Annotated in this window: 24 protein-coding genes; 23 read left to right on the forward strand and 1 reads right to left on the reverse strand. The window is 56.5% G+C overall.

Going from position 1 to position 25,448, the window contains the following annotated elements:
* Positions 1-6 precede the first annotated feature (6 nt).
* The 11 genes from cysN to rpoS all read left to right on the forward strand — a co-directional run bounded on the left by cysN (position 7) and on the right by rpoS (position 9,099).
* Entirely contained in the window at positions 7-1,434 is a 1,428-nt protein-coding gene (gene cysN, locus F3J39_RS10600) for a sulfate adenylyltransferase subunit CysN (RefSeq protein ID WP_039379860.1), read from the forward strand.
* On the forward strand, positions 1,434-2,039 hold the full coding sequence (cysC, locus tag F3J39_RS10605) for an adenylyl-sulfate kinase (protein WP_166714158.1): 606 nt from the start codon (positions 1,434-1,436) through the stop codon (positions 2,037-2,039). The genes cysN and cysC overlap by 1 nt, the downstream gene beginning before the upstream one ends.
* A gap of 58 nt (positions 2,040-2,097) precedes the next feature.
* On the forward strand, positions 2,098-2,418 hold the full coding sequence (locus F3J39_RS10610; protein WP_039379856.1) for a DUF3561 family protein: 321 nt from the start codon (positions 2,098-2,100) through the stop codon (positions 2,416-2,418).
* 169 nt (positions 2,419-2,587) lie between these two features.
* Entirely contained in the window at positions 2,588-2,905 is a 318-nt protein-coding gene (gene ftsB, locus F3J39_RS10615; protein ID WP_039379853.1) for a cell division protein FtsB, read from the forward strand.
* A gap of 4 nt (positions 2,906-2,909) precedes the next feature.
* Positions 2,910-3,626: a 2-C-methyl-D-erythritol 4-phosphate cytidylyltransferase gene (gene ispD / locus F3J39_RS10620; protein ID WP_104085514.1), complete on the forward strand. Its 717-nt coding sequence runs from the start codon at positions 2,910-2,912 to the stop codon at positions 3,624-3,626.
* Positions 3,626-4,105 carry a 2-C-methyl-D-erythritol 2,4-cyclodiphosphate synthase gene (gene ispF, locus F3J39_RS10625; RefSeq protein ID WP_039379851.1) on the forward strand — a complete coding sequence of 160 codons (480 nt, stop codon included), beginning with the start codon at positions 3,626-3,628 and terminating at the stop codon, positions 4,103-4,105. Before ispD ends, ispF begins: the two co-directional genes overlap by 1 nt.
* Positions 4,102-5,145 (forward strand): tRNA pseudouridine(13) synthase TruD, encoded by a 1,044-nt coding sequence (truD, locus tag F3J39_RS10630; RefSeq protein WP_166714159.1) that lies wholly within the window; start codon positions 4,102-4,104, stop codon positions 5,143-5,145. The genes ispF and truD overlap by 4 nt, the downstream gene beginning before the upstream one ends.
* 222 nt (positions 5,146-5,367) lie before the next feature.
* Positions 5,368-6,126 (forward strand): 5'/3'-nucleotidase SurE, encoded by a 759-nt coding sequence (gene surE, locus F3J39_RS10635; protein WP_039385625.1) that lies wholly within the window; start codon positions 5,368-5,370, stop codon positions 6,124-6,126.
* Positions 6,123-6,749 carry a protein-L-isoaspartate(D-aspartate) O-methyltransferase gene (locus tag F3J39_RS10640; RefSeq protein WP_166714160.1) on the forward strand — a complete coding sequence of 209 codons (627 nt, stop codon included), beginning with the start codon at positions 6,123-6,125 and terminating at the stop codon, positions 6,747-6,749. Before surE ends, F3J39_RS10640 begins: the two co-directional genes overlap by 4 nt.
* A 166-nt stretch (positions 6,750-6,915) precedes the next feature.
* Positions 6,916-8,055 (forward strand): murein hydrolase activator NlpD, encoded by a 1,140-nt coding sequence (gene nlpD / locus F3J39_RS10645; RefSeq protein WP_039379844.1) that lies wholly within the window; start codon positions 6,916-6,918, stop codon positions 8,053-8,055.
* A 51-nt stretch (positions 8,056-8,106) separates the two neighbouring features.
* A complete protein-coding gene (rpoS, locus tag F3J39_RS10650; RefSeq protein ID WP_039330767.1) occupies positions 8,107-9,099 on the forward strand; it encodes an RNA polymerase sigma factor RpoS in 993 nt (330 codons plus the stop codon).
* Positions 9,100-9,156: 57 nt separating this feature from the next.
* Here rpoS and mutS read toward each other — a convergent pair whose 3' ends face one another.
* Entirely contained in the window at positions 9,157-11,712 is a 2,556-nt protein-coding gene (mutS, locus tag F3J39_RS10655; protein ID WP_166714161.1) for a DNA mismatch repair protein MutS, read from the reverse strand.
* 331 nt (positions 11,713-12,043) lie between these two features.
* Between mutS and F3J39_RS10660 the strand changes: the two genes are divergently transcribed.
* From F3J39_RS10660 to csrA, 12 genes are all read left to right on the forward strand, one after another.
* Positions 12,044-13,033, forward strand: a complete 990-nt coding sequence (locus F3J39_RS10660) for a LacI family DNA-binding transcriptional regulator (RefSeq protein WP_039385624.1) — start codon at positions 12,044-12,046, stop codon at positions 13,031-13,033.
* A gap of 306 nt (positions 13,034-13,339) precedes the next feature.
* Positions 13,340-14,257, forward strand: a complete 918-nt coding sequence (locus F3J39_RS10665; protein ID WP_071668534.1) for an ABC transporter substrate-binding protein — start codon at positions 13,340-13,342, stop codon at positions 14,255-14,257.
* A gap of 21 nt (positions 14,258-14,278) precedes the next feature.
* On the forward strand, positions 14,279-15,763 hold the full coding sequence (locus tag F3J39_RS10670) for a sugar ABC transporter ATP-binding protein (protein WP_166714162.1): 1,485 nt from the start codon (positions 14,279-14,281) through the stop codon (positions 15,761-15,763).
* Between the two features lie 17 nt (positions 15,764-15,780).
* Complete coding sequence (locus F3J39_RS10675) at positions 15,781-16,749, forward strand: ABC transporter permease (RefSeq protein ID WP_039385622.1); 969 nt, start codon at positions 15,781-15,783, stop codon at positions 16,747-16,749.
* Between the two features lie 66 nt (positions 16,750-16,815).
* Complete coding sequence (locus tag F3J39_RS10680) at positions 16,816-17,901, forward strand: alcohol dehydrogenase catalytic domain-containing protein (protein WP_039379838.1); 1,086 nt, start codon at positions 16,816-16,818, stop codon at positions 17,899-17,901.
* A 128-nt stretch (positions 17,902-18,029) separates the two neighbouring features.
* A complete protein-coding gene (mltB, locus tag F3J39_RS10685; RefSeq protein ID WP_113655787.1) occupies positions 18,030-19,112 on the forward strand; it encodes a lytic murein transglycosylase B in 1,083 nt (360 codons plus the stop codon).
* A gap of 84 nt (positions 19,113-19,196) precedes the next feature.
* Positions 19,197-19,532 carry a zinc ribbon domain-containing protein YjdM gene (locus F3J39_RS10690; RefSeq protein WP_166714163.1) on the forward strand — a complete coding sequence of 112 codons (336 nt, stop codon included), beginning with the start codon at positions 19,197-19,199 and terminating at the stop codon, positions 19,530-19,532.
* A gap of 352 nt (positions 19,533-19,884) precedes the next feature.
* Entirely contained in the window at positions 19,885-20,376 is a 492-nt protein-coding gene (gene pncC / locus F3J39_RS10695) for a nicotinamide-nucleotide amidase (protein WP_039379832.1), read from the forward strand.
* 93 nt (positions 20,377-20,469) lie between these two features.
* Positions 20,470-21,540, forward strand: coding sequence for a recombinase RecA (gene recA / locus F3J39_RS10700; protein WP_039379830.1), 1,071 nt, complete (start codon positions 20,470-20,472; stop codon positions 21,538-21,540).
* Between the two features lie 111 nt (positions 21,541-21,651).
* Positions 21,652-22,167, forward strand: a complete 516-nt coding sequence (locus F3J39_RS10705) for a regulatory protein RecX (protein WP_223811772.1) — start codon at positions 21,652-21,654, stop codon at positions 22,165-22,167.
* Positions 22,168-22,302: 135 nt separating this feature from the next.
* The gene (gene alaS / locus F3J39_RS10710; protein ID WP_166714164.1) at positions 22,303-24,930 is read left to right on the forward strand and encodes an alanine--tRNA ligase; all 2,628 of its coding nucleotides are present in this window, start codon (positions 22,303-22,305) and stop codon (positions 24,928-24,930) included.
* 246 nt (positions 24,931-25,176) lie between these two features.
* The gene (csrA, locus tag F3J39_RS10715) at positions 25,177-25,362 is read left to right on the forward strand and encodes a carbon storage regulator CsrA (protein WP_039379826.1); all 186 of its coding nucleotides are present in this window, start codon (positions 25,177-25,179) and stop codon (positions 25,360-25,362) included.
* The last annotated feature ends 86 nt before the right edge of the window (positions 25,363-25,448 follow it).

A 25,448-nucleotide genomic window follows, 5' to 3' on the forward strand; every position in this document is an offset into this window, starting at 1 on the left:
ACGCAGATGAATACCGTTATTGCACAACAGATTGCCGAGCAGGGTGGCGTAGAAGCCTGGCTGACGGCGCAACAACATAAGAGCCTGCTGCGTTTCCTGACCTGCGGCAGCGTAGATGACGGCAAGAGCACCCTGATTGGCCGCCTGCTGCACGATACGCGACAGATTTATGAAGATCAGCTCTCCTCTCTGCATAACGACAGCAAACGTCATGGTACCCAGGGTGAAAAACTCGATCTGGCGCTGCTGGTGGATGGCCTGCAGGCGGAGCGCGAGCAGGGCATCACTATCGATGTCGCCTATCGCTACTTCTCGACGGAAAAACGCAAGTTTATTATCGCGGATACCCCGGGGCACGAGCAGTACACCCGCAATATGGCCACCGGCGCCTCAACCTGCGATCTGGCTATTCTGCTGATCGACGCGCGCAAAGGCGTGCTGGATCAGACCCGGCGCCACAGCTTTATCTCAACGCTGCTGGGCATCAAACATCTGGTAGTGGCGATCAACAAAATGGATCTGGTGGAGTATCGCCAGGAGACATTTGAGCAGATCAAACAGGATTACCTCGACTTCGCGGCCCAGCTGCCGGGCGATCTGGATATTCGTTTTGTACCGATGTCCGCGCTGGAAGGGGACAATGTCGCTACCCCGAGCACGACTATGCCGTGGTACAGCGGTCCGACGTTGCTGGACGTACTGGAAACGGTTGAGCTGAAGCGCGTTGTCGATCACCAGCCCATGCGTTTCCCGGTGCAGTATGTTAACCGTCCTAATCTCGATTTCCGCGGCTATGCCGGAACGCTGGCGTCAGGCACCGTACGGCCGGGAGATCGGGTAAAAGTCCTGCCTTCTGGCGTGGAGTCGACTATCGCACGTATCGTGACCTTTGACGGCGATCTGCCGGAAGCTGCGGCGGGTGAAGCGATTACGCTGGTGCTGAACGATGAGATCGATATCAGCCGCGGCGACCTGCTGGTTGCTGCCGATGCTGAACTGCAGGCGGTACAGTGCGCTACGGTTGACGTGGTCTGGATGGCGGAGCAGCCGCTGAAGCCGGGTCAAAGCTATGAAATCAAAATTGCGGGCAAAAAAGCGCGCGGCCGGGTGGAAAAAATCCTGCATCAGGTGGAGATCAATACCCTGGCAACGCACACCGTTGACAGCCTGCCGCTGAACGGTATCGGACTGGTAGAAATCACCTTTGATGAGCCGATGGTGCTGGATCCTTACCAGCAAAACCCGGTAACTGGCGGCATGATCTTCATTGACCGGCTGAGCAACGTCACCGTGGGCGCCGGTATGATTAACCAGCCGCAGAGCGCAGCACCTGCTACAGCGGGTAACTTTAGCGCCTTTGAGCTGGAGCTGAATGCGCTGGTGCGTCGTCACTTCCCGCACTGGAACGCGCGCGATCTGCTGGGCGGTGCGTAATGGCGCAGCATGATGAAAACGTGGTGTGGCACGACCATCCGGTCACCCGGGCGGCGCGTGAGCAGCAGCATGGTCATCAGGGTGTAGTGCTGTGGTTTACCGGGCTCTCCGGCTCGGGTAAATCCACCGTGGCAGGTGCGCTGGAGCAGGCGCTGCATCAGCTTGGCGTCAGCACTTACCTGCTGGACGGTGACAACGTGCGCCACGGTCTGTGCCGCGATCTCGGCTTCAGCGATGACGATCGCCGGGAGAATATCCGGCGCGTGGGTGAGGTGGCCCGGCTGATGGTCGATGCCGGACTGGTGGTGCTCACCGCCTTCATCTCGCCGCACCGGGCTGAGCGGCAGATGGTGCGCGATCTGCTGGGCAAAGGTGAGTTTATTGAGGTCTTTGTCGATACACCGCTGGCGGTGTGTGAAGCGCGCGATCCGAAAGGGTTATATAAAAAAGCGCGCGCCGGTGAACTGCGTAATTTCACCGGTATTGACGGCGCGTATGAGGCGCCCGAAGCCGCTGATATCACACTGGATGGCGAACAATTGGTTACAAAACTCGCGGCCCAATTGTTAGACCTGCTGCGCCGCCGCGATATCATCAGATCCTGAACCGACGCGGCAAACGCCTTCTCCGGGTTTGCCGCATTTTAGCGTCAACAGGATCTCTATGCAGAACGTCACTCCCATGCTCGCACGCAAAGACGACAGCTTGCCCGAAGAGCCGCGCTCCTCATTACCCGGCGGCGTTATTGGCTTTTTTGCCTACTGGTGCGCGCTGGCCATTCCCTTTCTGCTCTACGGCTCCAATACGCTATTCTTTTTTCTCTATACCTGGCCTTTTTTCCTTGCGCTGCTGCCGGTATCGGTGCTGGCCGGCATCGTGCTGAGCCTGATGATGCGTGGGCACCTCTTCTGGTGCGCCCTGGCGACCGGTCTGCTGGTCATCTGCCTCTTCTGGCTGGTGTTCTCCTATCTGTCCGGCTGGTAAGCGCAGAGATGTGCAAACGCATCCGCTGGTTACAAAAGTTTGCCTGCTGTTTTTCGTGACCGCCTGCTATAAATAATCCGGATAAATCTGCTTACGCGCCATTTTCGCTGCCGCAGTGGAGTCCGGGCTCAAGTTATGGGATGATTGGGCCGTTTTTCAGGGGGCGGGGATGGGAAAACTGACGTTACTGCTGCTCGCGCTACTGGGATGGTTGCAATATTCCCTGTGGCTGGGCAAGAACGGTATCCATGATTACACACGCGTCAGCGAAGACGTGGTGTCACAACAGGCGAATAACGCCAAACTCAAAGCGCGAAACGATCAGCTGTTTGCCGAAATTGACGATCTCAATGGCGGTTCAGAGGCGATTGAGGAGCGCGCACGCAGCGAGCTGGGCATGATTAAACCCGGCGAGACTTTCTATCGCCTGGTGGCAGACCAGAACAAACGAAATGCGCAGCAGTCTGCGCAAAATCAGCAACGATAACAACATGACTCACCACTCTCACGCTGCGGATGTGATTGCCGTCGTGCCGGCTGCCGGTGTCGGCAGTCGCATGCAGGCGGCGTTTCCCAAGCAATATCTCACTATTGGTACCATGACGCTGCTGGAACACAGCGTGGCGCGCCTGCTGGCTAACGCCGCAGTGCAGCAGGTGATTGTCGCCGTCAGCGCTGACGACGGCTGGTTCGATTCGCTGCCGCTGGCGCACGATCCGCGCGTGGTGCGGGTCACCGGCGGCGCAACCCGGGCCGAGTCAGTGCTGGCAGGGTTACAGCACATCAGAGAGAGCGCATGGGTGCTGGTGCATGACGCCGCGCGCCCGTGCCTTCATGCTGACGACCTGGCACGGCTGCTGGCCGTGCGGGAGCACAGCAGAACCGGCGCCATTCTGGCAGCACCGGTACGCGATACCATGAAGCGCGCTGAGCCGGGCAAAACGGCGGTGGCACATACGGTGGAGCGTGACGATCTCTGGCACGCGCTGACGCCACAGTTTTTCCCGCATAGGCTGCTGACTGCCTGCCTGAGCCGGGCGCTCAGCGAAGGCGCTACGATCACGGATGAGGCGTCAGCGCTGGAGTATTGCGGCTATCATCCGCAGCTGATTAGCGGGCGCAGCGACAACATCAAGGTCACGCGGCCGGAAGATCTGGCGCTGGCGGCCTTTTACCTTACTCAGATTCAACGACAGGAGAACGCATAATGCGTATCGGTCACGGCTTCGACGTTCACGCTTTTGGCGGTGAAGGTCCACTGGTGATTGGCGGGGTGCGTATCCCGTTTGAGCACGGTTTTATTGCCCACTCCGACGGCGACGTTGCGCTGCATGCGCTGACCGATGCCCTGCTGGGCGCGGTGGCGATGGGCGATATTGGCAAGCTTTTTCCGGATACGGATCCGGCGTTTAAAGGAGCTGACAGCCGCGGCTTGCTGCGCGAAGCGTGGCGTCGTATTCAGGCGAAAGGCTACGCCATTGGCAACGTTGACGTCACGATTATCGCGCAGGCGCCTAAAATGCTGCCGCACGTGCCGCAGATGCGCGTCAATATCGCCGAAGATCTGGGCTGCCACATGGATGCGGTTAACGTGAAGGCCACCACCACCGAAAAGCTCGGCTTTACCGGACGCGGTGAAGGTATTGCCTGCGAGGCAGTGGCTCTGCTGGTAAAGGCTGACGCATGAGTGAGCTGCACTATCTGCACGGCGTGCCTGCTGCCACTGGCATAATTAAAGCGCGTCCGGATGATTTTGTGGTGATCGAAGATCTCGGTTATCCCTATGACGGCGACGGCGAGCAGCTGCTGGTACGCATCCGCAAAACGGGCTGCAACACGCGTTTTGTTGCTGAAGCCCTGGCAAAATATCTGGGCGTGCCGGCGCGCGACCTGAGCTATGCCGGCATGAAAGATCGCCACGCCGTGACTGAACAGACGCTCTGTTTCCGCCTGCCGGGTAACGCAATGCCGGTAATGAGCGGCTTTCAGCTTGAAGGGGTTGAGATCCTGCAGGTGATCCGGCACAGGCGTAAGCTGCGTACCGGCGCGCTGGCGGGAAATGCCTTTCGGCTGGTGATCCGCGACGTGTCTGATCGCGCCGACGTTGACGCGCGCCTGCAGCAGATTCAGGCTCAGGGCGTTCCCAACTATTTTGGCGAGCAGCGCTTTGGCCGCGGCGGGAATAACCTGCAGCAGGCGCAGCGCTGGGCAGAAGAGCAGTTTCATCCGCGCGATCGGAATATGAAAGGCTTGCTGCTGTCAGCCGCGCGTAGCTACCTGTTTAATCAGGTGACCAGCGCGCGTCTGCAGCGCGACGGCTCACTGCAGCTGGCGCAGGCAGGCGATGCGCTGCAGCTCGCCGGACGCGGCAGCTGGTTTGTCGCCGCCGCCGATGAGCTGCCAGCGCTGCAGCAGCGCGTGGCCGCGCATGAGCTGCGCATCACGGCACCGCTGGCGGGACGCGGTGAGGCGGGCACGCAGGGAGAAGTTGCCACATTCGAGCAGCAGCAGCTGGCGCAGTCGCCGGCACTGCTGACGCTGCTGACGCGTGAACGGGTTGATACCGCCCGCCGCGCGATGCTGGTGGTGCCGGATAATCTGCAGTGGCAGTGGCAGGATGACGCCACGCTGGCCCTGCAGTTCTGGCTGCCCGCCGGCAGCTTCGCCACCAGCCTGGTGCGCGAGCTGCTGAGCAACGGCGCTGCGGCACCGCTCGGCGACGAGTAGCGCTGACGCCCGGCGCGTTAATTCACCCGGCCGCTGGCCGGGTTCTGACCACTGCAGAGACAAACCCTGCCTCTGTCACGATTTACGTCTACCACTTCCCACGCCTCATCGCTAGAATGCATCTATCCCTGTCTCACCGGCCGCTGGCGTAACTACGCCCGATTTTTCGCACAGCCGGCACCGGCTGGCGGGGACCGGTGAATGAACAAAGGTCAGAAACAGATGCGGATATTGCTGAGTAACGACGATGGAATCCATGCGCCCGGCATTCAGACGCTGGCGCACGCGCTGCGGGAATTTGCTGAGGTACAGGTGGTGGCACCCGACCGCAACCGCAGCGGTGCCTCAAATTCACTGACGCTGGAAACGCCGCTGCGTACCTTCACGCATGCCAGCGGCGATATCGCTGTACAGATGGGGACACCCACCGACTGCGTTTTTCTCGGCGTGAATAAGCTGATGCAACCGCGTCCTGACATTGTGGTCTCAGGCATCAATGCCGGTCCCAATCTGGGCGATGATGTGATCTATTCCGGTACCGTTGCAGCTGCGATGGAGGGGCGCCATCTCGGCCTGCCGGCGCTGGCGGTGTCGCTGAATGGTCATACGCACTATGACAGTGCGGCAGCCGTAACCTGCGTGCTGCTGCGTGCGCTCTCCCGGGCACCGCTGCGTACCGGACGTATCCTCAATATTAATGTGCCCGATTTGCCACTGGCGCAGATTAAAGGTTTTCGCGTCACGCGCTGCGGCAGCCGCCATCCGGCAGATCAGGTGATTTGCACTGAAGATCCGCGCGGCCAGCCGCTCTACTGGATAGGCCCGCCAGGCAAACAGCTTGATGCCGGCCCCGACACCGATTTTGCCGCCGTAGACGCCGGCTATGTTTCGCTGACGGCGCTGCATGTCGATCTCACCGCACACGCCGCGCAGAGCGTGCTGCATGACTGGCTGCTGCAGGCAGAGGTCTCACTGGCATGATAAACCGGCGCATCGACACGCTGTTAGCCCAGCTGCGGGCGCAGGGCATTACAGATGAGCGTCTGCTGCAGGCGATTGCGGATGTACCACGTGAGCGCTTTGTAGATGAAGCGTTTGAGCACAAGGCGTGGGACAACATGGCACTCCCTATCGGCAACGGACAGACCATTTCCCAGCCCTATATGGTAGCGCGTATGACCGCGCTGCTGGAGCTGAACCCGCACTCCCGCGTACTGGAAATCGGCACCGGCTCCGGCTATCAGACCGCTATTCTGGCGCATCTGGTCAATCACGTCTGTTCCGTTGAGCGCATCAAAGGGTTGCAGTGGCAGGCTAAACGCCGTCTGAAGCAGCTCGACCTGCATAATATCTCTACCCGGCACGGTGATGGCTGGCTCGGCTGGCCCGCGCGCGGGCCGTTTGATGCCATCATTGTTACCGCAGCGCCCCCCGAAATTCCGACTGCGCTGATAGCACAGCTGGGTAAGGGTGGCAGAATGGTGCTGCCGGTGGGGGAGGACCATCAGGTGCTTAAGCGTCTGCGCCGCCACAAGGGCGAGCTGACGGAAGAGATTATCGAGCCGGTACGCTTTGTTCCGCTGGTGCAGGGTGACCTGGCGTAAGGGCGATCTTACGTATTTCTTCACAATCACAGCGTGGCATGGCGCAGGTGATATTGTTACTATCCTCTTTTTCGATACCGATGCGCGTTTGAGCCTATTCGCGTAGAGATTTATGCGGTTCAGGCCGCGAGAGAGTTCTGACCAGTATTGCCATCACGGGGGAGCAATGAGCACAGGAAGCACCGCATTTCAATTACGCCGTCTGGCGGCAGTCTCACTGGTAGGTTTCTGGCTGGCTGGCTGTAGCTCTGGCGATAATACGCAGGCGCCTATCAGTCAGGTTGGCAGTAATAATGGCGGCGGTATGCTGACCCCTCAGGGCGGCGGTATGGTCGCTCCACAAGGGGGTGGTATGGTTTCCGGGCAGAGTTCGCCGGTGCCCGCTATGCCACAGGGCGGAATGTTAAGCAGTAATACATCTTCTGCTGCTCCTGCGGGTGGAATGATTAGTGCCAGTAATAATGTAGCGACTGAAAACGGACGCATTGTTTACAACCGCAATTACGGGAATATTCCGAAAGGCAGCTACGGCGGTGAAACCTATACCGTCAAACATGGCGATACCCTGTTTTATATTGCCTGGATCACCGGCAATGACTTCCGCGATCTGGCTCAGCGCAACAATATTCCCGCGCCATACGGCCTGAGCGCAGGGCAAACCCTGCAGGTAGGCAACGGTAACGGTCAGACAATTACCGGTGGAAATGCGATTACAGCAGCCGATGCCAGCCAGAGCGGAGCCACCGGAACAACGGCGCAAACGCAAATAAAATCCCCTGCTGTTGCACAGCAACCTGTTATTACGTATTCTGATGATTCAGGTTCGACAGGTGGGAAAATGCTACCGTCGAAAGGAGCAACTAATGTGGCAACGACCACAGCTCCGGTTACCGCACCGCCTACAGTCAGCAGCACCTCAAATAGCTCAACCCCGGTGGGGAGCTGGCGCTGGCCGACTGATGGCAAGATCATCGATAACTTCTCTGCTGCGGAAGGCGGAAACAAAGGTATCGATATCGCCGGGTCTCGCGGACAATCTGTTGTCGCTACCGCATCGGGAAGGGTGGTGTACGCAGGTAACGCGTTACGCGGGTACGGTAATTTGATCATCATTAAGCATAATGATGATTATCTGAGTGCCTACGCCCACAACGATACAATGCTGGTCCGGGAACAACAGGAAGTTAAGGCGGGGCAAAAGATAGCTACCATGGGTAGCACCGGTACCAGTTCAGTTAGATTGCACTTTGAAATTCGTTACAAGGGGAAATCCGTAAATCCGTTGCGTTATTTACCGCAGCGATAATCCGGCAGAACCTTTGGTGTTCTGCCCTTGGATCACGGGTAGGAGCCGCTTATGAACCAGAATACGCTGAAAGTTAATGAGTTACATGAAGATGCGGAATTCGAGGAGAACGGAGCTGAAGTTTTCGATGAGAAAGCTCTTGTTGAGAACGAACCTGGTGATAGCGAAGTAGCAGAAGAAGAGCTGTTGTCACAGGGTGCGACGCAACGAGTATTGGATGCGACGCAGCTCTACCTCGGAGAGATCGGTTATTCCCCGTTGCTGACGGCAGAAGAAGAAGTCTTCTTTGCGCGTCGTGCTTTACGAGGCGATATTCCTTCTCGCCGCCGCATGATCGAAAGTAACTTACGCCTGGTAGTGAAGATTGCCCGTCGTTACAGCAATCGTGGTCTGGCCCTGCTGGACCTGATTGAAGAGGGTAACCTCGGCCTGATTCGTGCCGTAGAGAAATTTGACCCGGAGCGCGGGTTCCGTTTCTCAACGTACGCTACCTGGTGGATTCGTCAGACTATTGAACGGGCTATCATGAACCAAACCCGTACAATTCGCCTGCCGATTCATATTGTCAAAGAGCTGAACGTTTACCTGCGTACCGCGCGTGAACTTTCACACAAGCTCGATCACGAGCCGAGTGCGGAAGAGATTGCCGAGCAGCTGGACAAGCCGGTTGATGACGTGAGCCGTATGCTGCGTCTCAATGAACGTATTACCTCGGTTGACACCCCGCTGGGTGGTGATTCCGAAAAAGCGCTGCTGGATATCCTGGCCGATGAGAAAGACAACGGCCCGGAAGACACCACGCAGGACGATGACATGAAACAGAGCATCGTTAAGTGGTTGTTTGAACTCAATGCCAAGCAGCGTGAAGTGCTGGCGCGTCGTTTCGGCCTGTTAGGCTATGAAGCGGCAACCCTGGAAGATGTGGGTCGCGAAATCGGGTTAACCCGCGAGCGCGTTCGTCAGATTCAGGTGGAAGGGCTGCGTCGCCTGCGGGAAATCCTGCAGACACAGGGCCTTAATATCGAAGCACTGTTTCGTGAATAAGCCATAATCAGCAGCAAAAACGGTGACCTGTCTGGTCACCGTTTTTTTTTGCTGCGATCAGACCAGGCTTTTCAGCCGGTAGATCCACTCCAGCGCCTGCTTTGGCGTCAGGCTGTCAGGATCCAGCGCTTCCAGCGCGTCCACCGCCGGCGAGGTCTCTGCCACCAGCAGAGGCAGCTGCGCACCGCTGGCTGCCGAGGCGTTCTGACTGCCGGAAAGCGCCTCCAGCTCTTTCAGCTTCTGCCGCGCGCGCTTGATTACCTCTTTTGGCACGCCCGCCAGCGCCGCAACCGCCAGGCCATAACTCTTGCTGGCGGCACCCTCCTGCACGCTGTGCATGAAAGCGATGGTATCGCCATGTTCAACCGCATCCAGATGCACATTCACAACACCCTCCAGTTTTTCCGGCAGCGTGGTCAGCTCGAAATAGTGGGTGGCAAACAGCGTCATCGCTTTGATGCGACTGGCAAGGCTTTCGGCACAAGCCCAGGCGAGTGACAGGCCATCATAGGTTGAAGTGCCGCGACCTATCTCATCCATCAGTACCAGGCTATTTTCCGTGGCATTGTGCAGAATATTGGCGGTTTCTGTCATCTCAACCATAAACGTTGAGCGGCCGGAGGCAAGGTCGTCTGCCGCACCGACGCGGGTAAAGATGCGATCGACAGGACCAATCACGACCTCTTCAGCCGGTACGAAACTGCCTATCCACGCCATCAGCGCAATCAGCGCGGTCTGACGCATATAGGTGCTTTTACCGCCCATGTTTGGTCCGGTGATGATCAGCATGCGCCGCTGCATCGACAGCGAGAGCGGGTTGGCAATAAAGGGCTCTTTCAGCACCTGTTCCACCACCGGATGCCGGCCTGCGGTAATGCGGATACCCGCTTTCTCCTGCAGCACCGGCCGGCAGTAGTTCAGCGTCCAGGCGCGCTCTGCCAGGCTGGCGAGTACATCCAGCTCGGCCAGCGCGGCCGCGCTCAGCTGCAGCGCTTCAAGATGCGGCAGCAGGCGATCGAACAGCTCCTCATAAAGGCCTTTTTCCAGCGCCAGCGCCTTGCCTTTGGAGGTCAGAACTTTATCTTCATACTCTTTCAGCTCAGGAATGATATAGCGCTCGGCGTTTTTCAGCGTCTGGCGGCGCACATAGTGGATGGGCACCAGGTGACTCTGACCGCGGCTGACCTGAATGTAGTAACCATGTACCGCGTTAAAGCCGACTTTCAGCGTATCCAGCCCCAGTTTTTCCCGCTCGCGGATCTCCAGCCGGTCAAGGTAGTCACTGGCACCGTCAGCCAGCGCCCGCCACTCATCGAGTTCAGCGTTGTAACCAGGCGCGATGACGCCGCCGTCACGCACCAGCACCGGCGGTGATTCAATAATTGCCTGCTCCAGCAGCGTACGCAGCTCAGCAAACTCGCCCGTCTGCGTGCGCAGGCTCACCAGCCGTTCCGCCTCTGCTCCGGCCAGCAGCTGATTGATTTCCGGCAGCTGCTGAAACGCATGCCGCATGCGCGCCAGATCGCGCGGGCGCGCGGTGCGCAGCGCCAGGCGTGCCAGTATGCGCTCCAGATCGCCTACCTGACGCAGGACCGGCTGCAGCGCGTCGCTCAGCGACAGCAATTCTGCAATCGCATCCTGACGCCGGACAATTGTCGTAAGGTCACGCAGCGGCATATGCAGCCAGCGCTTCAGCATACGGCTGCCCATCGGCGTGACGGTTTTATCCAGGACCGCTGCCAGCGTGTTATCGATCCCGCCGGCCAGATTCTGGGTGATTTCAAGATTACGGCGCGTGGCCGCATCCATGATCACGCTATCCTGCTGGCGCTCCATGCTCAGGGAACGAATGTGCGGCAGTGTGGTACGCTGAGTATCTTTGGCATACTGCAGCAGACAGCCCGCAGCGCGCAGTCCCAGATGCGCCTGCTCCACGCCAAATCCGCGCAGGTCGCGCGTGCCGAACTGCAGATTCAGCTGCTGGCGCGCGGTGTCGATCTCAAATTCCCACAGCGGACGCCGCCGCAGCCCGCGGCGCTGGTCAATAAGCGACATCGCCTGCAGGTCTTCAGGGTAGAGCAGCTCCGCAGGATTCGTGCGCTGGAGTTCTGCTGCCATCGCTTCAGCGTCGCCCGGTTCGCTCAGGCGGAAACGCCCGGAGCTGATATCCAGCGTGGCGTAGCCAAAGCCGCGCTGGCTCTGGAAGATAGCGGCCAGCAGGTTATCCTGGCGCTCCTGCAGCAGCGCTTCATCGCTGATAGTGCCAGGGGTGACAATCCGCACCACCTTGCGCTCAACCGGGCCTTTGCTCAGCGCCGGATCGCCAATCTGTTCGCAAATCGCTACTGACTCGCCCAGCTGAACCAGCTTTGCCAGATAGCCCTCTACGGCGTGATAGGGCACACCGGCCATCGGGATGGGCTCACCGGCTGAAGCACCCCGTTTGGTCAGCGAGATCTCCAGCAGCTGCGAGGCGCGCTTTGCATCATCAAAGAACAGCTCGTAGAAATCGCCCATGCGGTAGAACAGCAGGATGTCAGGGTGATCGGCTTTCAGGCGCAGATACTGCTGCATCATTGGCGTGTGAGCGCTGATATTCTCTAATGTACTCATAGTATTAGGGTGTCCATGTTTAAACATAAGCAGCGCGATACATGATTCTGATTCTCTTTTATCTGCCCCTCTTAAGGCTCAGCGTGGTTGCCAGAGGCTGGCTGAAGGGCGGGCAGTAACCTGAATGTGTTCACGAGTACGTGCTGATTATGATAACGGAGTCTGTATAGCAGGAAAACCGGCGCGCAGGGCTGTTTCTTCGGGCAGGCTTCAGAATTGCAGAATGAGCCGGTACTGTTTCTGCGCTGAGGGCGCAAAATGTCATCGTCAACATTTCACGAAAGCTGCTACCATCGCGTTACTCCTGCTGACACTGCCGATAGCGAATGTTATGACCCGAAAAAGTACCAAAGCGGCCACCATTAAAGATATTGCGCAGATTGCCGGCGTAACCAATATTACCGTTTCACGCGTGTTTACTGCCCCTGATAAGGTTAAACCCGAAACGCGCGAGCGGATCCTGGCCGCAGCACGCACGCTTAACTATGTGCCTAACGCGTTTGCCCGCAATATCAAAGCCAGCCAGAGCCCTATTATCGGCGTGGTTACCGACGATACCTTTAATATTGTTTATTCCCATATCATCAAAGAGGTGTGCCGCCTGTCAGATGCCAAAGGCTATTCGGTCATGTTCTTTACCACGAACGGCAACCGGCAGATTGAGGCGCGCGCGCTGCAGACGCTGGTCAGCTATAAAGCGGCCGGGATTATTTTGTCGGTAGTGGAGGATTCTGACCGCTACGATAAAAGCCATATCGACGTGGTGCGCCACTCCTCAAGCCAGCTTATCCAGCTGGATCGTCAGTTTGATACGTTGCTGCCGGCGGTCTATATCAACAACAGCCGTGCCGGTGAGCTGGTTGCAGAAGCGATAATGAAAAAAGCGTTTCGCAATGTGCTGGTCATTGGCGGCAGCGAACACTCTCACATTACCCGGCAGCGTATTGACGGGATCCGAAGCGGGATTGACGAGCGCGTTACTCTGCACACGCTTTATACCGACTACCGCTACGAACATGCTAAGGCGATGATTCAGTCATGGTTCTCTACCACCCATGAACGCTACGATGCAATTGTCGGATTAAACGGCATGATTACGCTGGCGGCTATTAATCTGGCCAACAAGTGGGGAATGCACGACACCGGCTTTATCTCTGTTGATGAAGTACCCTGCGCCGAAGATTTTAATCAGGTTATTCCTTATGTCGCTCATGATACCGGCCAGTGGGCGCGGGTGGTGTCAGAAAATATCATCTCTGCTATTGAGGGCCGTCCCTACGAAACCCGCGTGATGCTTAATGGCTTCCTGAAAAACCTTTAGTTTCAGACGCCTGCCGGGTTTTTTCTGTAACAACACTGAAAGCGATGTTAATAAGATGTGACATGCCGCAAGGATCTTAAACTTGTCCATCTGAGAATGTTGACGTTGTCATTTCAGGTGTTTAAATTTTGATCTCATGTCTGTGGCGATGAATTTAACAATCCTCAGATAGCGTATTCCTGGCATACAGGACGTTTTTATCTTTATGTTAACGTCAACATTTCAGGTGTGGTTGCGCAGTGTTCCTGTACCGGCTTTATTTCGTAACGACGATAAGCAGTTAACTGAAAAGACCCGGAGAAAATTATGAAAGGCAAACTGAACACCCTGCTGGCGCTCTGTGTAACGACCCCTTTAATGCTGGCATCTGCACTGGCGATAGCAAAGCCGCTGACTATCGGCATGTCCTTCCAGGAGATGAATAACCCCTATTTTGTCACCATGCAGGAAGCGCTCAAGGCTGCAGCCGGCAGCATGGGGGCTACGGTGATTGAGGCAGATGCCCGTCACGATGTCTCAAAGCAGATCAACGACATTGAAGATATGCTGCAGAAAAAAGTCGACATCCTGCTGATTAATCCGGCGGACACCAACGGGGTGGAAAACGCGGTAAACGAGGCAAAAAAAGCGGGCGTAGTGGTAGTGGCGATTGACGCTCAGGCTAAAGGCCCAATCGACTCTTTTGTTGGCTCCAAAAATTATGATGCCGGCCTGCAGGCCGGAGAGTTTCTGGCGAAAGCGCTGGGCGGTAAAGGTAAGGTCGCCATTCTTGATGGTATTCCGGTGGTGCCGATCATCGAACGCGTTAAAGGGTTTGAAGATGCAATGAAGAAATATCCCGGCATCAAAATCGTTAACCGTCAGAACGGCAAACAGGAGCGTGATACTGCGCTAAGCGTTACCGAAAATATGCTGCAGGCAGCGCCGGATCTGGCCGGCATTTTTAGCGTCAACGATACCGGTGCGCTCGGGGCTCTGGCGGCGATTCAGGCGAACGGCGCAGATGTGAAACTGGTCAGCGTCGATGGTCAGCCGGAAGCGGTGAAAGAGATTGAGAAAGCGGGATCGCCGTTTATTGCAACTTCTGCGCAGTTCCCGCGTGACATGGTACGGCTGGGGCTGGGCGTGGCGATGGCGAAGCACTGGGGAAGTCAGGTGCCGGCTGCAGTACCGCTTGACGTAAAACTGATCACGAAAGAGAACGCCAGCGGCTTTAGCTGGTAATCACTCCGGGGAGGCGCTGCCATGCCGTTACTGCAACTCAGCGGAATCAGTAAATCATTTCCGGGCGTACGCGCGTTAAACAACATCAACCTGACGCTGCACGCCGGTGAAATCCATGCGCTGCTCGGTGAAAACGGGGCGGGTAAATCCACGCTGATGAAGATCCTGAGCGGTATTTATCAGCCTGACAGCGGCGAAATCGCTATCGACGATCGGCCGCAGCAGTTTGCTGGCTATCGTCAGGCGATAACAGCTGGCGTGGGAATTGTCTTTCAGGAGTTCTCGCTGATACCGGGTCTTAATGCCGTCGAGAATATTTTTCTGAATCGCGAACAGCGTACCCGCTGGGGATGGCTGGATCGCCAGACGATGCGCAGTCGTACGCTGGCGCTGCTGGCGCGGCTGGGGGTTGAACTCGATCCGGACATTGCGGTAACGCACCTCAGCGTGGCGCAGCAGCAGTTTGTTGAGATTGCCAAAGCGCTGGCGCTGGATGCGCGGATCCTGATCCTTGATGAACCTACGGCAACGCTGACGCCGGGTGAAGCTGAGCATCTGTTCCGGGTGATGCGCGACCTGCGACAGCAGGGGGTGGGCATGCTGTTCATCTCGCATCATCTGGAGGAGATCTTTGCGGTATGCGACACCATCACGGTACTGCGCGACGGAGGCTATGTTGGCACCCTCCCGGTGAGCGACTGCAGCAGCGAGCAGCTGGTAAAAATGATGGTGGGCCGTCAGGTGGCACAGCATTTCCCCAATAAGCTGCCGCTGCCGGCGGCAACGCTACCGCTGCTGGACGTCAATCTGCAGCGCCAGCGCCAGGGACCCGCAGACGCTTTTCAGCTCTGGCCCGGAGAAATTCTCGGCTTTGCCGGGCTGGTGGGATCGGGCCGCACCGAAACCGCCTGCGCGATGCTGGGTGCACAGGCGTGCTGGCAAAAGGAGGTGCGCCTGAATGGCGAGCCGCTGCGGCTGCGTACGCCCGCCGATGCCTTAGAGCAGGGGATCGGACTGCTGCCGGAAAACCGCAAAACCGAAGGGCTGGTACTGCCGTTTAGCGTGGCGCATAACATCACGCTGAACCGGCAGATCACCCACGGCGGATTTCTGCACCATGTGCGCGAGCGTGAAGTGGTCAGCGATCTTATCCGCAGGGTTGGCGTGAAAACGCCGTCAGCGGAGCAGGAGGTGAATACGCTTAGCGGCGGCAATCAGCAAAAGGTGGTCATTGCGCGCTGGCTGAATAATGACTGCAAGGTGCTGATCTTTGACGAACCCACACGCGGTATCGATGTGGGGGCAAAAATGGAAATTTATCAGCTGATGCAGCAGCTGACCCGTAAGGGCATCGCCATCATCGTCATCTCTTCTGAGCTGCCGGAGATTATTGGCCTCTGCCACCGGGTGCTGGTGTTTCGCAACGGACATATTGCGCAGGAGCTTCACGATACGGCAATCAACGCTGAAACCATCATGCTACACGCTACGGGGAACGCATCATGAGTATTCTCTCTAATTCCATGCTGTCACAAACGTCGCGCAGGCGCGGCCGGCTTGACCGCTGTCTGCACCATCCCGCCTTCCTGCCGTTTGTCGGTTTTGTGCTGCTGTTTATTGTGATGATTTTTCTCAACGATAGCTTTCTGACCGCGAACAACCTCAGCAACGTGGCGCGTCAGGTCTCTATCAACGCCATTATTGCCGTGGGAATGACCTGTGCCATCTTAACTGGCGGGATCGACCTGTCGGTGGGATCGGTGATGGCGCTCTCCGGCACAGTGGCCGCCGGTCTGATGGTGGCGGGAATTCCGATGCCGCTGGCGGTGCTGGCTGGATTGCTGATCGGTATGGGCTTTGGCGCCCTGAACGGCGGCTGTATCGCCTGGCTGCGGATGCCGCCCATCATCGTTACGCTCGCCAGCATGGGGATCGCACGGGGACTGGCGCTGATGTATACCGGGGGATATCCCATCTCCGGCCTGCCGGAAAGCTTCATGATGTTTGGCCGTGCCAGCCTGCTGGGTATTCAGGTGCCCATTTTAATCATGCTGGTGGTCTATTTGCTGGCGTGGATCCTGCTGCACCAGAAGCCCTTTGGTCGTCACGTCTACGCTCTGGGCGGCAATGAAGAGGCCGCGCGCCTGAGCGGTATCCGTGTCTCACGCACCAAGCTCTGGGTATATATCATCAGCGGACTCACGGCGGCGGTGGCCGGTATTGTGCTCAGTTCGCGTCTGATGAGCGGACAGCCCAACGCCGGTAACGGATTTGAGCTGGATGCGATCGCTGCTGTCGTGCTGGGCGGGGCGGCAATAGCTGGCGGTAAAGGTGCCATTCTTGGGACGCTGGTGGGCGCGATGATGCTCGGCATCCTCAATAATGGCCTGAATCTGATGGGGGTTTCACCCTATGTGCAGATTGTGATTAAAGGCGGGATCATTCTGGGCGCGATCTGGCTGAGTTCCGTTAAGCGTAAAGCACACCGTTAAGATAGCCTGCGGGCTCTCTCTCTGTCATTCAATGTTGACGTTAACATTTATCGAAAAGGATACGCTATGAATATTCTGCCGCAACAGATCAAAAGCCTGGTGAACTATGGCCCGCGCGATTATCGCCTGGAAACCTTACCGCTGCCTGAGCCAAAAGCACGCGAGCTGCTGGTAAAAGTGGGGGCATGTGGTATCTGCGCGTCTGACGTCCACTGCTGGCACGGGGCGCCAATGTACTGGGGAGATGGTAATCCGGAAAAAGCCTGGGTTAAAACGCCAGTAGTGGTGGGGCATGAGTTTTATGGCACGGTCGTCGGATATGGCGAGGGCGCGCTGGAGCATTTTGGCGTGTCGCCTGGCGACCGCGTCATCGCTGAACAGATTATTCCCTGTAATCAGTGCCGCTTCTGCAAAGATGGCAAATACTGGATGTGCGAAAAGCACGACATCTACGGCTTTCAGACGCAGGACTCTGATGGCGGTATGACCGAATATATGCTGTTCAAAGCCAACAGCCGGGTGCATAAAATTCCTGATACGCTGACGCACGAAGAGTGCGCGCTGATTGAGCCCTTCGCCTGTGCGGTCCACGCGGTGAACCGCGCGGCGATTGAATTCAATGATGTGGTGGTGCTGGCAGGGGCTGGCCCGCTCGGCACCGGCATGATTCAGGCTATCCGCCTCAAAAACCCCAAGCTGTTTATTGTACTGGATACCATTCCGGAACGTCTGGCGCTGGCGAAAAAGCTGGGGGCCGATCTGGTTTTCAACCCGCTGGAGCAGGATGTGGATGCGGAGGTGCGCAAACTCACTGACGGCTACGGCTGCGACATCTATATAGAGGCGACCGGCAACCCACTGGCAGTTAATCAGGGACTGCAGATGATCCGGCGCATGGGCCGCTATGTCGAGTTCAGCGTGTTTGGTAAGCCTGCAACGGTAGACTGGTCGATCATTGGCGACCGCAAAGAGCTGGATGTGCGCGGCTCACATCTTGGCCCGCACTGCTATGAAACGGTCATCAGCTTTTTTGAGAAAAAATGGTTCACCGCAGAAGGCATTGTTACGCACAGTTTTCCGCTGGCGGAGTGGGAGCAGGGGTTTGCGATGGCATCAGGTCGCGAATCGATCAAAGTGCTGCTGGTACCCTGAACCGTTACGTGCGCCACCTCGTCCTGAGGGGCGCACACACCGCGTAAAGTTACGACATTACTCTGTCCGTTAATGCGCTGAACGACTACCATATGCGTTCAGGTTTTTTGCTCGCTTATGGATATCTAATGCGTATTAAGGTTGCCCTCATTCCGTTGTTTTTCCTGCTTGCTGCCTGCAGCAGCAAGCCTGCGCCTCATCAGCAAGGCGATGTTGTGCCGGCACCTAAAGGCGGCTTCCTGCTGGATTCGTCGCATGCGGTTCAGCCGATGTTTGGTGACTTTGCCGGCAACCCGGCAGCAGAACAATTTATCGATCGGATGGTAGCGAAACATGGTTTTGATCGCGATCAGCTGCATGCGGTTATCGGCCAGGCAAAGAGGCTTGATTACGTACTGCGCCTGATGGATCAGCAGGCACCGAGCTATACGCCGCCAGCGGGGCCAAACGGCGCCTGGCTGCGCTACCGGAAAAAATTTATCACGCCCGATAACGTACAGAATGGCGTAGCGTTCTGGAATCAGTATGAAGATGCTCTGCAGCGGGCGCAGCAGGTTTATGGCGTACCGCCGGAAATTATCGTCGGCATTATCGGCGTTGAGACGCGCTGGGGCCGGGTGATGGGCAAAACTCGTCTGCTGGATGCGCTGGCGACGCTCTCGTTTAACTATCCGCGCCGCGCCGCCTATTTCAGCAGCGAGCTGGAGACCTTTCTGCTGATGGCGCGCACCGAACAGGACGATCCGCTGGATCTGCGCGGATCCTTTGCCGGGGCAATGGGCTATGGCCAGTTTATGCCCTCATCCTATAAAGAGTACGCGGTGGATTTCAACGGAGATGGTCATACCAATCTCTGGGATCCGGTTGATGCGATTGGCAGTGTCGCAAACTATTTCAAAGCGCACGGCTGGCGCAGCGGTGAGACAGTCGCCGTACCGGCGAGCGGACAGGCACCCGCGCTGGAGAATGGCTTCAAAACGCGTTATCCGGTTGCCACGCTGGCGGCGAGCGGTCTGACCCCGCAGGGCTCACTGAATGGCAACAGCGAAGCCAGCCTGCTGCGACTCGATCTGGGCACCAGCTATCAGTACTGGTACGGCCTGCCTAACTTCTATGTGATTACGCGTTATAACCACAGCACCCATTACGCGATGGCCGTATGGCAGCTGGGAGAGGAGGTCGCCAAAGCGCGGCAGGGCAATCTGCTTTAATGCTGTCCTTATAAAGTGTGAGGATATAATATGGCACCCTCTTTGCGGTGCCATTTCACCGCATGCAGATTATCAGGAGCACTTATGGAGCATTTACCCGCCTGTCCGCTGTCTCAGGCTGATTATACCTGGCAGGATGGCGACAACCTTAACTGCCCGTCGTGCGGCCATATCTGGTCTGCCAGCGCGGCAGAAGCGAGCGATACGCTGCTGGTACGCGATGCCAATGGCAATACGCTGGCAGATGGCGACAGCGTCACCGTGGTCAAAGATTTAAAGGTAAAGGGCAGCTCTTCGGTGCTGAAAATTGGTACCAGGGTCAAAAGTATTCGTCTGGTTGAAGGCGATCACAATATTGACTGCAAAATCGAGGGCTTTGGCCCGATGAAACTCAAATCTGAGTTTGTGAAAAAGAGCTGATGGCCGGACGGCGCAGGCCGTCCTGTTTTTTACCCTGAAGGTATTTACGCCTCCCGCTTTCGGTTCCTGCTGCGCCACCCTCTGTACTGAACACCTCCGGTCTCACTCACTGCTGAACGTCAGCGCCTGCCTGGCACAGATCGCGACTATGCTTGATTAAGCGGTACTGACTCCGGCCGATCCGGCACGCGGCAACGGCACGCTGCTGTGCGCTTCCCCGCATCCGGTCAGGATGGCATGAAACCGGACCGGAGGCAGCGGAAGCAGGGGCGCAAATTTCACTGCTGCTGGTTGAAAAGCGCCGTCTGCCGCTCCATTTACTGCTAACGTTGCGCCGCAAAAGGAGAAAGCGATGAATGATGAACAGCTGCAGCAGTTAAGCCGTCAGATTGGCGAAAAGCTCATAGCGCGCCACGCCAGCGTGACGACGGCTGAATCCTGTACCGGCGGCTGGATTGCCAAAGTTTTCACAGATATCAGCGGCAGCTCTGCCTGGTTTGAGCGCGGATTTGTCACCTATAGTAATAGTGCCAAGCAGCAGATGGCAGGCGTGCAGGCGAGCACGCTTGCGCGCTATGGCGCAGTGAGTGAAGAGACGGTACGTGAGATGGTGGCAGGCGCGTGTCAGGCGGCGCAGGCACCTTATGGGATCGCTGTAAGCGGCATTGCAGGACCGGGCGGCGGCAGCGCAGATAAACCCGTGGGCACCGTCTGGTTTGCCCTTGCCGGACCGGAAGGTATCTTTGCGCAACGCTGTGTTTTTGCAGGCGATCGCGAGGCGGTGCGGCGCCAGTCGGTGGCGTGGGCGCTGCAGACGCTGCTTGATCAATTTCTGATAAATTAGGCTTGATACTGTATGATTATACAGTATAATTATTGGCAACAGAACGAGCGGACACAGCCAGTGTTTGCTCACCCGGCATGATTAGGAGTGTAAATGGCGATCGACGAGAACAAACAGAAGGCTTTAGCTGCCGCACTGGGCCAGATTGAAAAACAATTTGGTAAAGGCTCCATCATGCGTCTGGGTGAAGACCGCTCGATGGATGTAGAAACTATTTCTACCGGCTCCCTGTCGCTGGACATCGCACTGGGTGCGGGTGGTCTGCCGATGGGCCGTATCGTAGAGATCTACGGACCGGAAGCTTCTGGTAAAACCACGCTGACGCTGCAGGTTATTGCGGCTGCACAGCGTAAAGGTAAAACCTGCGCCTTTATCGATGCTGAGCATGCGCTGGATCCGGTCTATGCGAAAAAGCTGGGCGTGGATATCGATAATCTGCTCTGTTCACAGCCGGATACCGGTGAGCAGGCGCTGGAAATCTGCGACGCGCTGGCACGTTCAGGTGCCGTTGATGTCATCATCGTTGATTCCGTTGCGGCGCTGACGCCTAAAGCGGAAATCGAAGGTGAGATCGGTGACTCGCATATGGGTCTGGCGGCACGAATGATGAGCCAGGCGATGCGTAAGCTGGCAGGTAACCTGAAACAGTCCAATACGCTGCTGATCTTCATCAACCAGATCCGTATGAAAATTGGTGTGATGTTCGGTAACCCGGAAACCACCACCGGTGGTAACGCGCTGAAGTTCTACGCCTCCGTTCGTCTTGATATCCGCCGTATCGGTGCGATCAAAGAGGGCGACGAAGTGGTAGGTAGCGAAACGCGCGTGAAAGTGGTGAAGAACAAAATCGCTGCACCGTTTAAGCAGGCAGAATTCCAGATCATGTATGGCGAAGGGATCAACACCTTTGGTGAGCTGGTAGACCTGGGCGTGAAACACAAGCTGGTGGAAAAAGCCGGTGCGTGGTACAGCTACAACGGCGATAAGATTGGTCAGGGTAAAGCAAACGCGACCAACTTCCTGAAAGAGAACCCGGCAATTGCGAACGAGATTGACAGCAAACTGCGTGAGGCGCTGCTGACAGGTGCGACAGCAGAGGCAAATACTAAAGAGCCTTCTGACGCTGAGCTTGAAAAAGCAGGCGAAACTAACGAAGACTTTTAATATCAGCGGGAGCAGCAATGCTCCCGTTTTCTTTTTTACTCCTCTGCACGCCTTCCGCTCTCTGCCCCCCATGCTTTACCCTGTCCGTTACCAACAGTAAGGCTAATGTGTATGTCATCAACATCATCACAGGCACCGGTGCCTGACTTCTCCCGTTTACTTGACCGCGCTATGCGCCTGCTTTCACAGCGCGATCACAGCCGCAGCGAGCTGAAGCGCAAACTGCAGCTCTCCGGCCAGCGTGCGGCCTATCTGCAGCAGCAGGAAAATATCCCGATTCCGGATGAGCTGCTGGAAAAAGTGCTCGACTGGTGTCAGGAAAATGGCTGGCTGAACGATAATCGATTTACTGAGCGTTTTATCCAGAGCCGGGCGCGCAAAGGATATGGTCCGCAGCGCGTCAGGATGGAGCTGCAGCAAAAAGGCATCGGACGCGACGAGATCAATCAGGCGCTGGCAGAAAGTGACGTAGACTGGACAGCGTGTGCTGCAGAGCTTGCCAGACGTAAGTTTGGCGAGCCGCTGCCGCAAACCTGGGCAGAAAAAAGCAAAGTACAGCGTTTTCTGATGACAAAAGGCTTTATGATGGAAGATATTCAGGCGGTTTTCAGAAATAGTGACGACTGAAAGGCAATGTGATTTTACTTCCTATTGCAGAAATTTTATCTTATTCCCACTTTTTGTTCCTCAGTCAGCGACGGACCGGATAGACAGGGTTTGTCAGCGAAAGGGAACGTTCGTTAGCGTGATTCCAGGAATTTTATGAGCAAGAGCACTGCTGAGATCCGTCAAGCGTTTCTCGACTTTTTTCATAGCAAGGGACATCAGGTTGTAGCCAGCAGCTCCCTCGTACCGAATAACGATCCAACGCTGCTGTTTACCAATGCCGGCATGGTGCAGTTCAAAGACGTTTTCCTTGGCCAGGACAAGCGTGATTACACGCGTGCGACTACCTCGCAGCGCTGCGTGCGTGCAGGCGGCAAGCATAACGATCTGGAAAATGTGGGTTATACCGCACGCCATCACACCTTCTTTGAAATGCTGGGCAACTTCAGTTTCGGCGACTATTTCAAGCAGGAGGCGATTGCTTATGCCTGGGAACTGCTGACGGGTGAGCAGTGGTTCAGCCTGCCAAAAGAGCGTTTATGGGTAACCGTTTACGAAACCGATGATGAAGCCTTTGATATCTGGGCTGACCAGATCGGTGTGCCGCGCGAACGCATTATTCGTATTGGCGACAACAAGGGCAGCGCATACGCATCTGATAACTTCTGGCAGATGGGCGACACCGGTCCGTGCGGTCCCTGTACTGAAATTTTCTACGATCATGGCGACCATATCTGGGGAGGCCCGCCGGGCAGCCCGGAAGAGGATGGCGATCGCTATATTGAGATCTGGAATATCGTGTTTATGCAGTTCAACCGTCAGGCTGACGGCACCATGCAACCGCTGCCTAAGCCGTCGGTGGATACCGGCATGGGGCTGGAGCGTATCGCGGCAGTCCTGCAGCATGTGAACTCCAACTATGAGATCGATCTCTTTGCGCAGCTGATCAAATCTGTTGCTCAGGTCACTGGCGCAAGCGACCTCAATAACAAATCGCTGCGCGTTATCGCAGATCATATCCGCTCCTGCGCCTTCCTGATTGCCGATGGCGTCATGCCATCGAATGAGAACCGTGGCTATGTGCTGCGTCGCATCATTCGTCGTGCGGTCCGCCACGGCAACATGCTGGGCGCGAAAGAAGCATTCTTCTATAAGCTGGTGGCACCGCTGATTGAGGTCATGGGCGCTGCGGGTGAAGATCTGAAGCGTCAGCAGAAACTGGTAGAAAATGCGCTGAAAGCGGAAGAGGAGCAGTTTGCTAAAACGCTGGAGCGTGGTCTGGCGCTGCTGGATGATGAGCTGGCAAAAGTGAGCGGCGACACGCTGGATGGTGAAACCGTCTTTCGTCTTTATGACACCTTTGGCTTCCCGGCGGATTTAACCGCTGACGTCTGTCGCGAGCGTAATCTGAAGATTGATGAGGCGGGATTTGAAGCCGCCATGGAGCAGCAGCGCCAGCGCGCGCGCGAAGCCAGCGGCTTTGGCGCGGACTACAATAGCGTTATTCGCGTTGATGCCGTAACCGAATTTAAAGGTTATGAAGAGCTGACGCTGAACGCCACGATTAAAGCGCTGTTTGTTGATGGTCAGTCAGTAGAACAGATCACCGCGGGACAGGATGCTGTCGTGATCCTGAACGCTACGCCGTTCTACGGTGAATCAGGCGGGCAGGTGGGGGATACTGGCGTACTGACAGGGCAGAATGCTGAATTTAGCGTGCAGGATACGCAAAAGTATGGCAAAGCACTGGGACATATCGGTAAGCTCACTCATGGTCAGCTGCGTATCGGTGATGCGCTGCAGGCGCAGGTAAACGAAGCACGTCGGGCACGTATTCGCCTGAATCACTCGGCAACGCACCTGATGCATGAAGCACTGCGTGAAGTGCTGGGCGATCACGTCGGGCAGAAAGGCTCGCTGAATAACGATAAATATCTGCGTTTTGACTTCTCCCATTCTGAAGCGATGAAGCCGCAGCAGATCCGTGAAGTTGAAGATATCGTCAATGCACAGATCCGCCGCAACCTGCTGATTCAGACCGATATCATGGATCTGGAAGAGGCTAAAGCGCGTGGGGCGATGGCGCTGTTTGGCGAGAAGTACGATCAGCGGGTGCGCGTGGTCAGCATGGGCGAATATTCAGTGGAGCTGTGTGGCGGTACGCACGCTGCGCGCACGGGTGATATCGGCTTGTTCCGCATTCAGTCTGAGTCGGGCACGGCTGCCGGTATTCGTCGTATCGAAGCGCTGACCGGTGAAGCGGCAATTGCTCAGCTGCATGCACAGAGCGATCAGCTGGCTGACATTGCTCAGGTGGTGAAGGCCAACAGCAGCAACCTCAGTGAGAAGGTGCGCGGTCTGGTGGATAACGTACGCGCGCTGGAGAAAGAGCTGCAGCAGCTACGCGATCAGCAGGCAGCCCAGGAGAGCGCATCGCTGAGCAGCAGCGCCATTGAAATCAGGGGCGCTAAACTGCTGGTAAGTGAGCTGAGTAACACTGAACCGAAAATGCTGCGTACGATTATGGATGACCTTAAAAACCAGCTTGGGTCTGCCGTGATCGTACTGGCAACGGTAGCAGAAGGTAAGGTTTCGCTGATTGCAGGCGTAACCAAAGATCTGACCGACCGCGTGAAAGCAGGTGAGCTGATTAGCGCGCTGGCCGTTCAGGTGGGCGGAAAAGGCGGTGGACGTCCTGACATGGCGCAGGCGGGCGGTACCAATCCGCAGGCGCTGGCAGGCGCGCTGGCAGGCGTACAGGAGTGGGTAAGCAGCCGGCTGTAACAATTAAAATTAAGCGTTGTATAGCGCCAGGAACGTCTGTTCCGGCGCTTTTTAGTGCAATGGACACCAGGTAATGACAAAGTCCGGTCGATGTAGTGTATTTCGGCTAAACTGATTATCAGCAGAATGTATTGGTGTGACAAATCACAATGGTGTATTTGTCATAGGTATTGTTCAGCGGTATATGATGGATATGGCCGGGAGCCCGAACAGGCCCGACTCTTTTAATCTTTCAAGGAGCAAAGAATGCTTATTCTAACTCGTCGAGTTGGTGAAACCCTCATGATTGGCGATGAGGTGACTGTAACGGTGCTGGGCGTTAAAGGTAACCAGGTCCGCATTGGCGTTAATGCGCCAAAAGAAGTATCGGTACATCGTGAAGAGATTTATCAGCGTATTCAGGCTGAAAAAACACAAACCACGGGTTACTAACGTTTTCAGCGTCTCGCTCATGGGCGAGACGCTACCTTTCTGCTCCCTCCATCCGTTTATTTCTGTTTTAGCTTCCTCGCTTTTTT

It is taken from the genome of Pantoea sp. Acro-807 (assembly GCF_011752675.1).
GTDB lineage: Bacteria > Pseudomonadota > Gammaproteobacteria > Enterobacterales > Enterobacteriaceae > Pantoea > Pantoea eucrina.

Excerpts from the sequence above, each read along its gene's own strand:
- cysN (WP_039379860.1), top strand. The coding sequence starts at position 7 with ATGAATACCGTTATTGCACAACAGATTGCCGAGCAGGGTGGCGTAGAA.
- cysC (WP_166714158.1), top strand. The coding sequence starts at position 1,434 with ATGGCGCAGCATGATGAAAACGTGGTGTGGCACGACCATCCGGTCACC.
- F3J39_RS10610 (WP_039379856.1), top strand. The coding sequence starts at position 2,098 with ATGCAGAACGTCACTCCCATGCTCGCACGCAAAGACGACAGCTTGCCC.
- ftsB (WP_039379853.1), top strand. The coding sequence starts at position 2,588 with ATGGGAAAACTGACGTTACTGCTGCTCGCGCTACTGGGATGGTTGCAA.
- ispD (WP_104085514.1), top strand. The coding sequence starts at position 2,910 with ATGACTCACCACTCTCACGCTGCGGATGTGATTGCCGTCGTGCCGGCT.
- ispF (WP_039379851.1), top strand. The coding sequence starts at position 3,626 with ATGCGTATCGGTCACGGCTTCGACGTTCACGCTTTTGGCGGTGAAGGT.
- truD (WP_166714159.1), top strand. The coding sequence starts at position 4,102 with ATGAGTGAGCTGCACTATCTGCACGGCGTGCCTGCTGCCACTGGCATA.
- surE (WP_039385625.1), top strand. The coding sequence starts at position 5,368 with ATGCGGATATTGCTGAGTAACGACGATGGAATCCATGCGCCCGGCATT.
- F3J39_RS10640 (WP_166714160.1), top strand. The coding sequence starts at position 6,123 with ATGATAAACCGGCGCATCGACACGCTGTTAGCCCAGCTGCGGGCGCAG.
- nlpD (WP_039379844.1), top strand. The coding sequence starts at position 6,916 with ATGAGCACAGGAAGCACCGCATTTCAATTACGCCGTCTGGCGGCAGTC.
- rpoS (WP_039330767.1), top strand. The coding sequence starts at position 8,107 with ATGAACCAGAATACGCTGAAAGTTAATGAGTTACATGAAGATGCGGAA.
- mutS (WP_166714161.1), bottom strand. The coding sequence starts at position 11,712 with ATGAGTACATTAGAGAATATCAGCGCTCACACGCCAATGATGCAGCAG.
- F3J39_RS10660 (WP_039385624.1), top strand. The coding sequence starts at position 12,044 with ATGACCCGAAAAAGTACCAAAGCGGCCACCATTAAAGATATTGCGCAG.
- F3J39_RS10665 (WP_071668534.1), top strand. The coding sequence starts at position 13,340 with ATGAAAGGCAAACTGAACACCCTGCTGGCGCTCTGTGTAACGACCCCT.
- F3J39_RS10670 (WP_166714162.1), top strand. The coding sequence starts at position 14,279 with ATGCCGTTACTGCAACTCAGCGGAATCAGTAAATCATTTCCGGGCGTA.
- F3J39_RS10675 (WP_039385622.1), top strand. The coding sequence starts at position 15,781 with ATGCTGTCACAAACGTCGCGCAGGCGCGGCCGGCTTGACCGCTGTCTG.
- F3J39_RS10680 (WP_039379838.1), top strand. The coding sequence starts at position 16,816 with ATGAATATTCTGCCGCAACAGATCAAAAGCCTGGTGAACTATGGCCCG.
- mltB (WP_113655787.1), top strand. The coding sequence starts at position 18,030 with ATGCGTATTAAGGTTGCCCTCATTCCGTTGTTTTTCCTGCTTGCTGCC.
- F3J39_RS10690 (WP_166714163.1), top strand. The coding sequence starts at position 19,197 with ATGGAGCATTTACCCGCCTGTCCGCTGTCTCAGGCTGATTATACCTGG.
- pncC (WP_039379832.1), top strand. The coding sequence starts at position 19,885 with ATGAATGATGAACAGCTGCAGCAGTTAAGCCGTCAGATTGGCGAAAAG.
- recA (WP_039379830.1), top strand. The coding sequence starts at position 20,470 with ATGGCGATCGACGAGAACAAACAGAAGGCTTTAGCTGCCGCACTGGGC.
- F3J39_RS10705 (WP_223811772.1), top strand. The coding sequence starts at position 21,652 with ATGTCATCAACATCATCACAGGCACCGGTGCCTGACTTCTCCCGTTTA.
- alaS (WP_166714164.1), top strand. The coding sequence starts at position 22,303 with ATGAGCAAGAGCACTGCTGAGATCCGTCAAGCGTTTCTCGACTTTTTT.
- csrA (WP_039379826.1), top strand. The coding sequence starts at position 25,177 with ATGCTTATTCTAACTCGTCGAGTTGGTGAAACCCTCATGATTGGCGAT.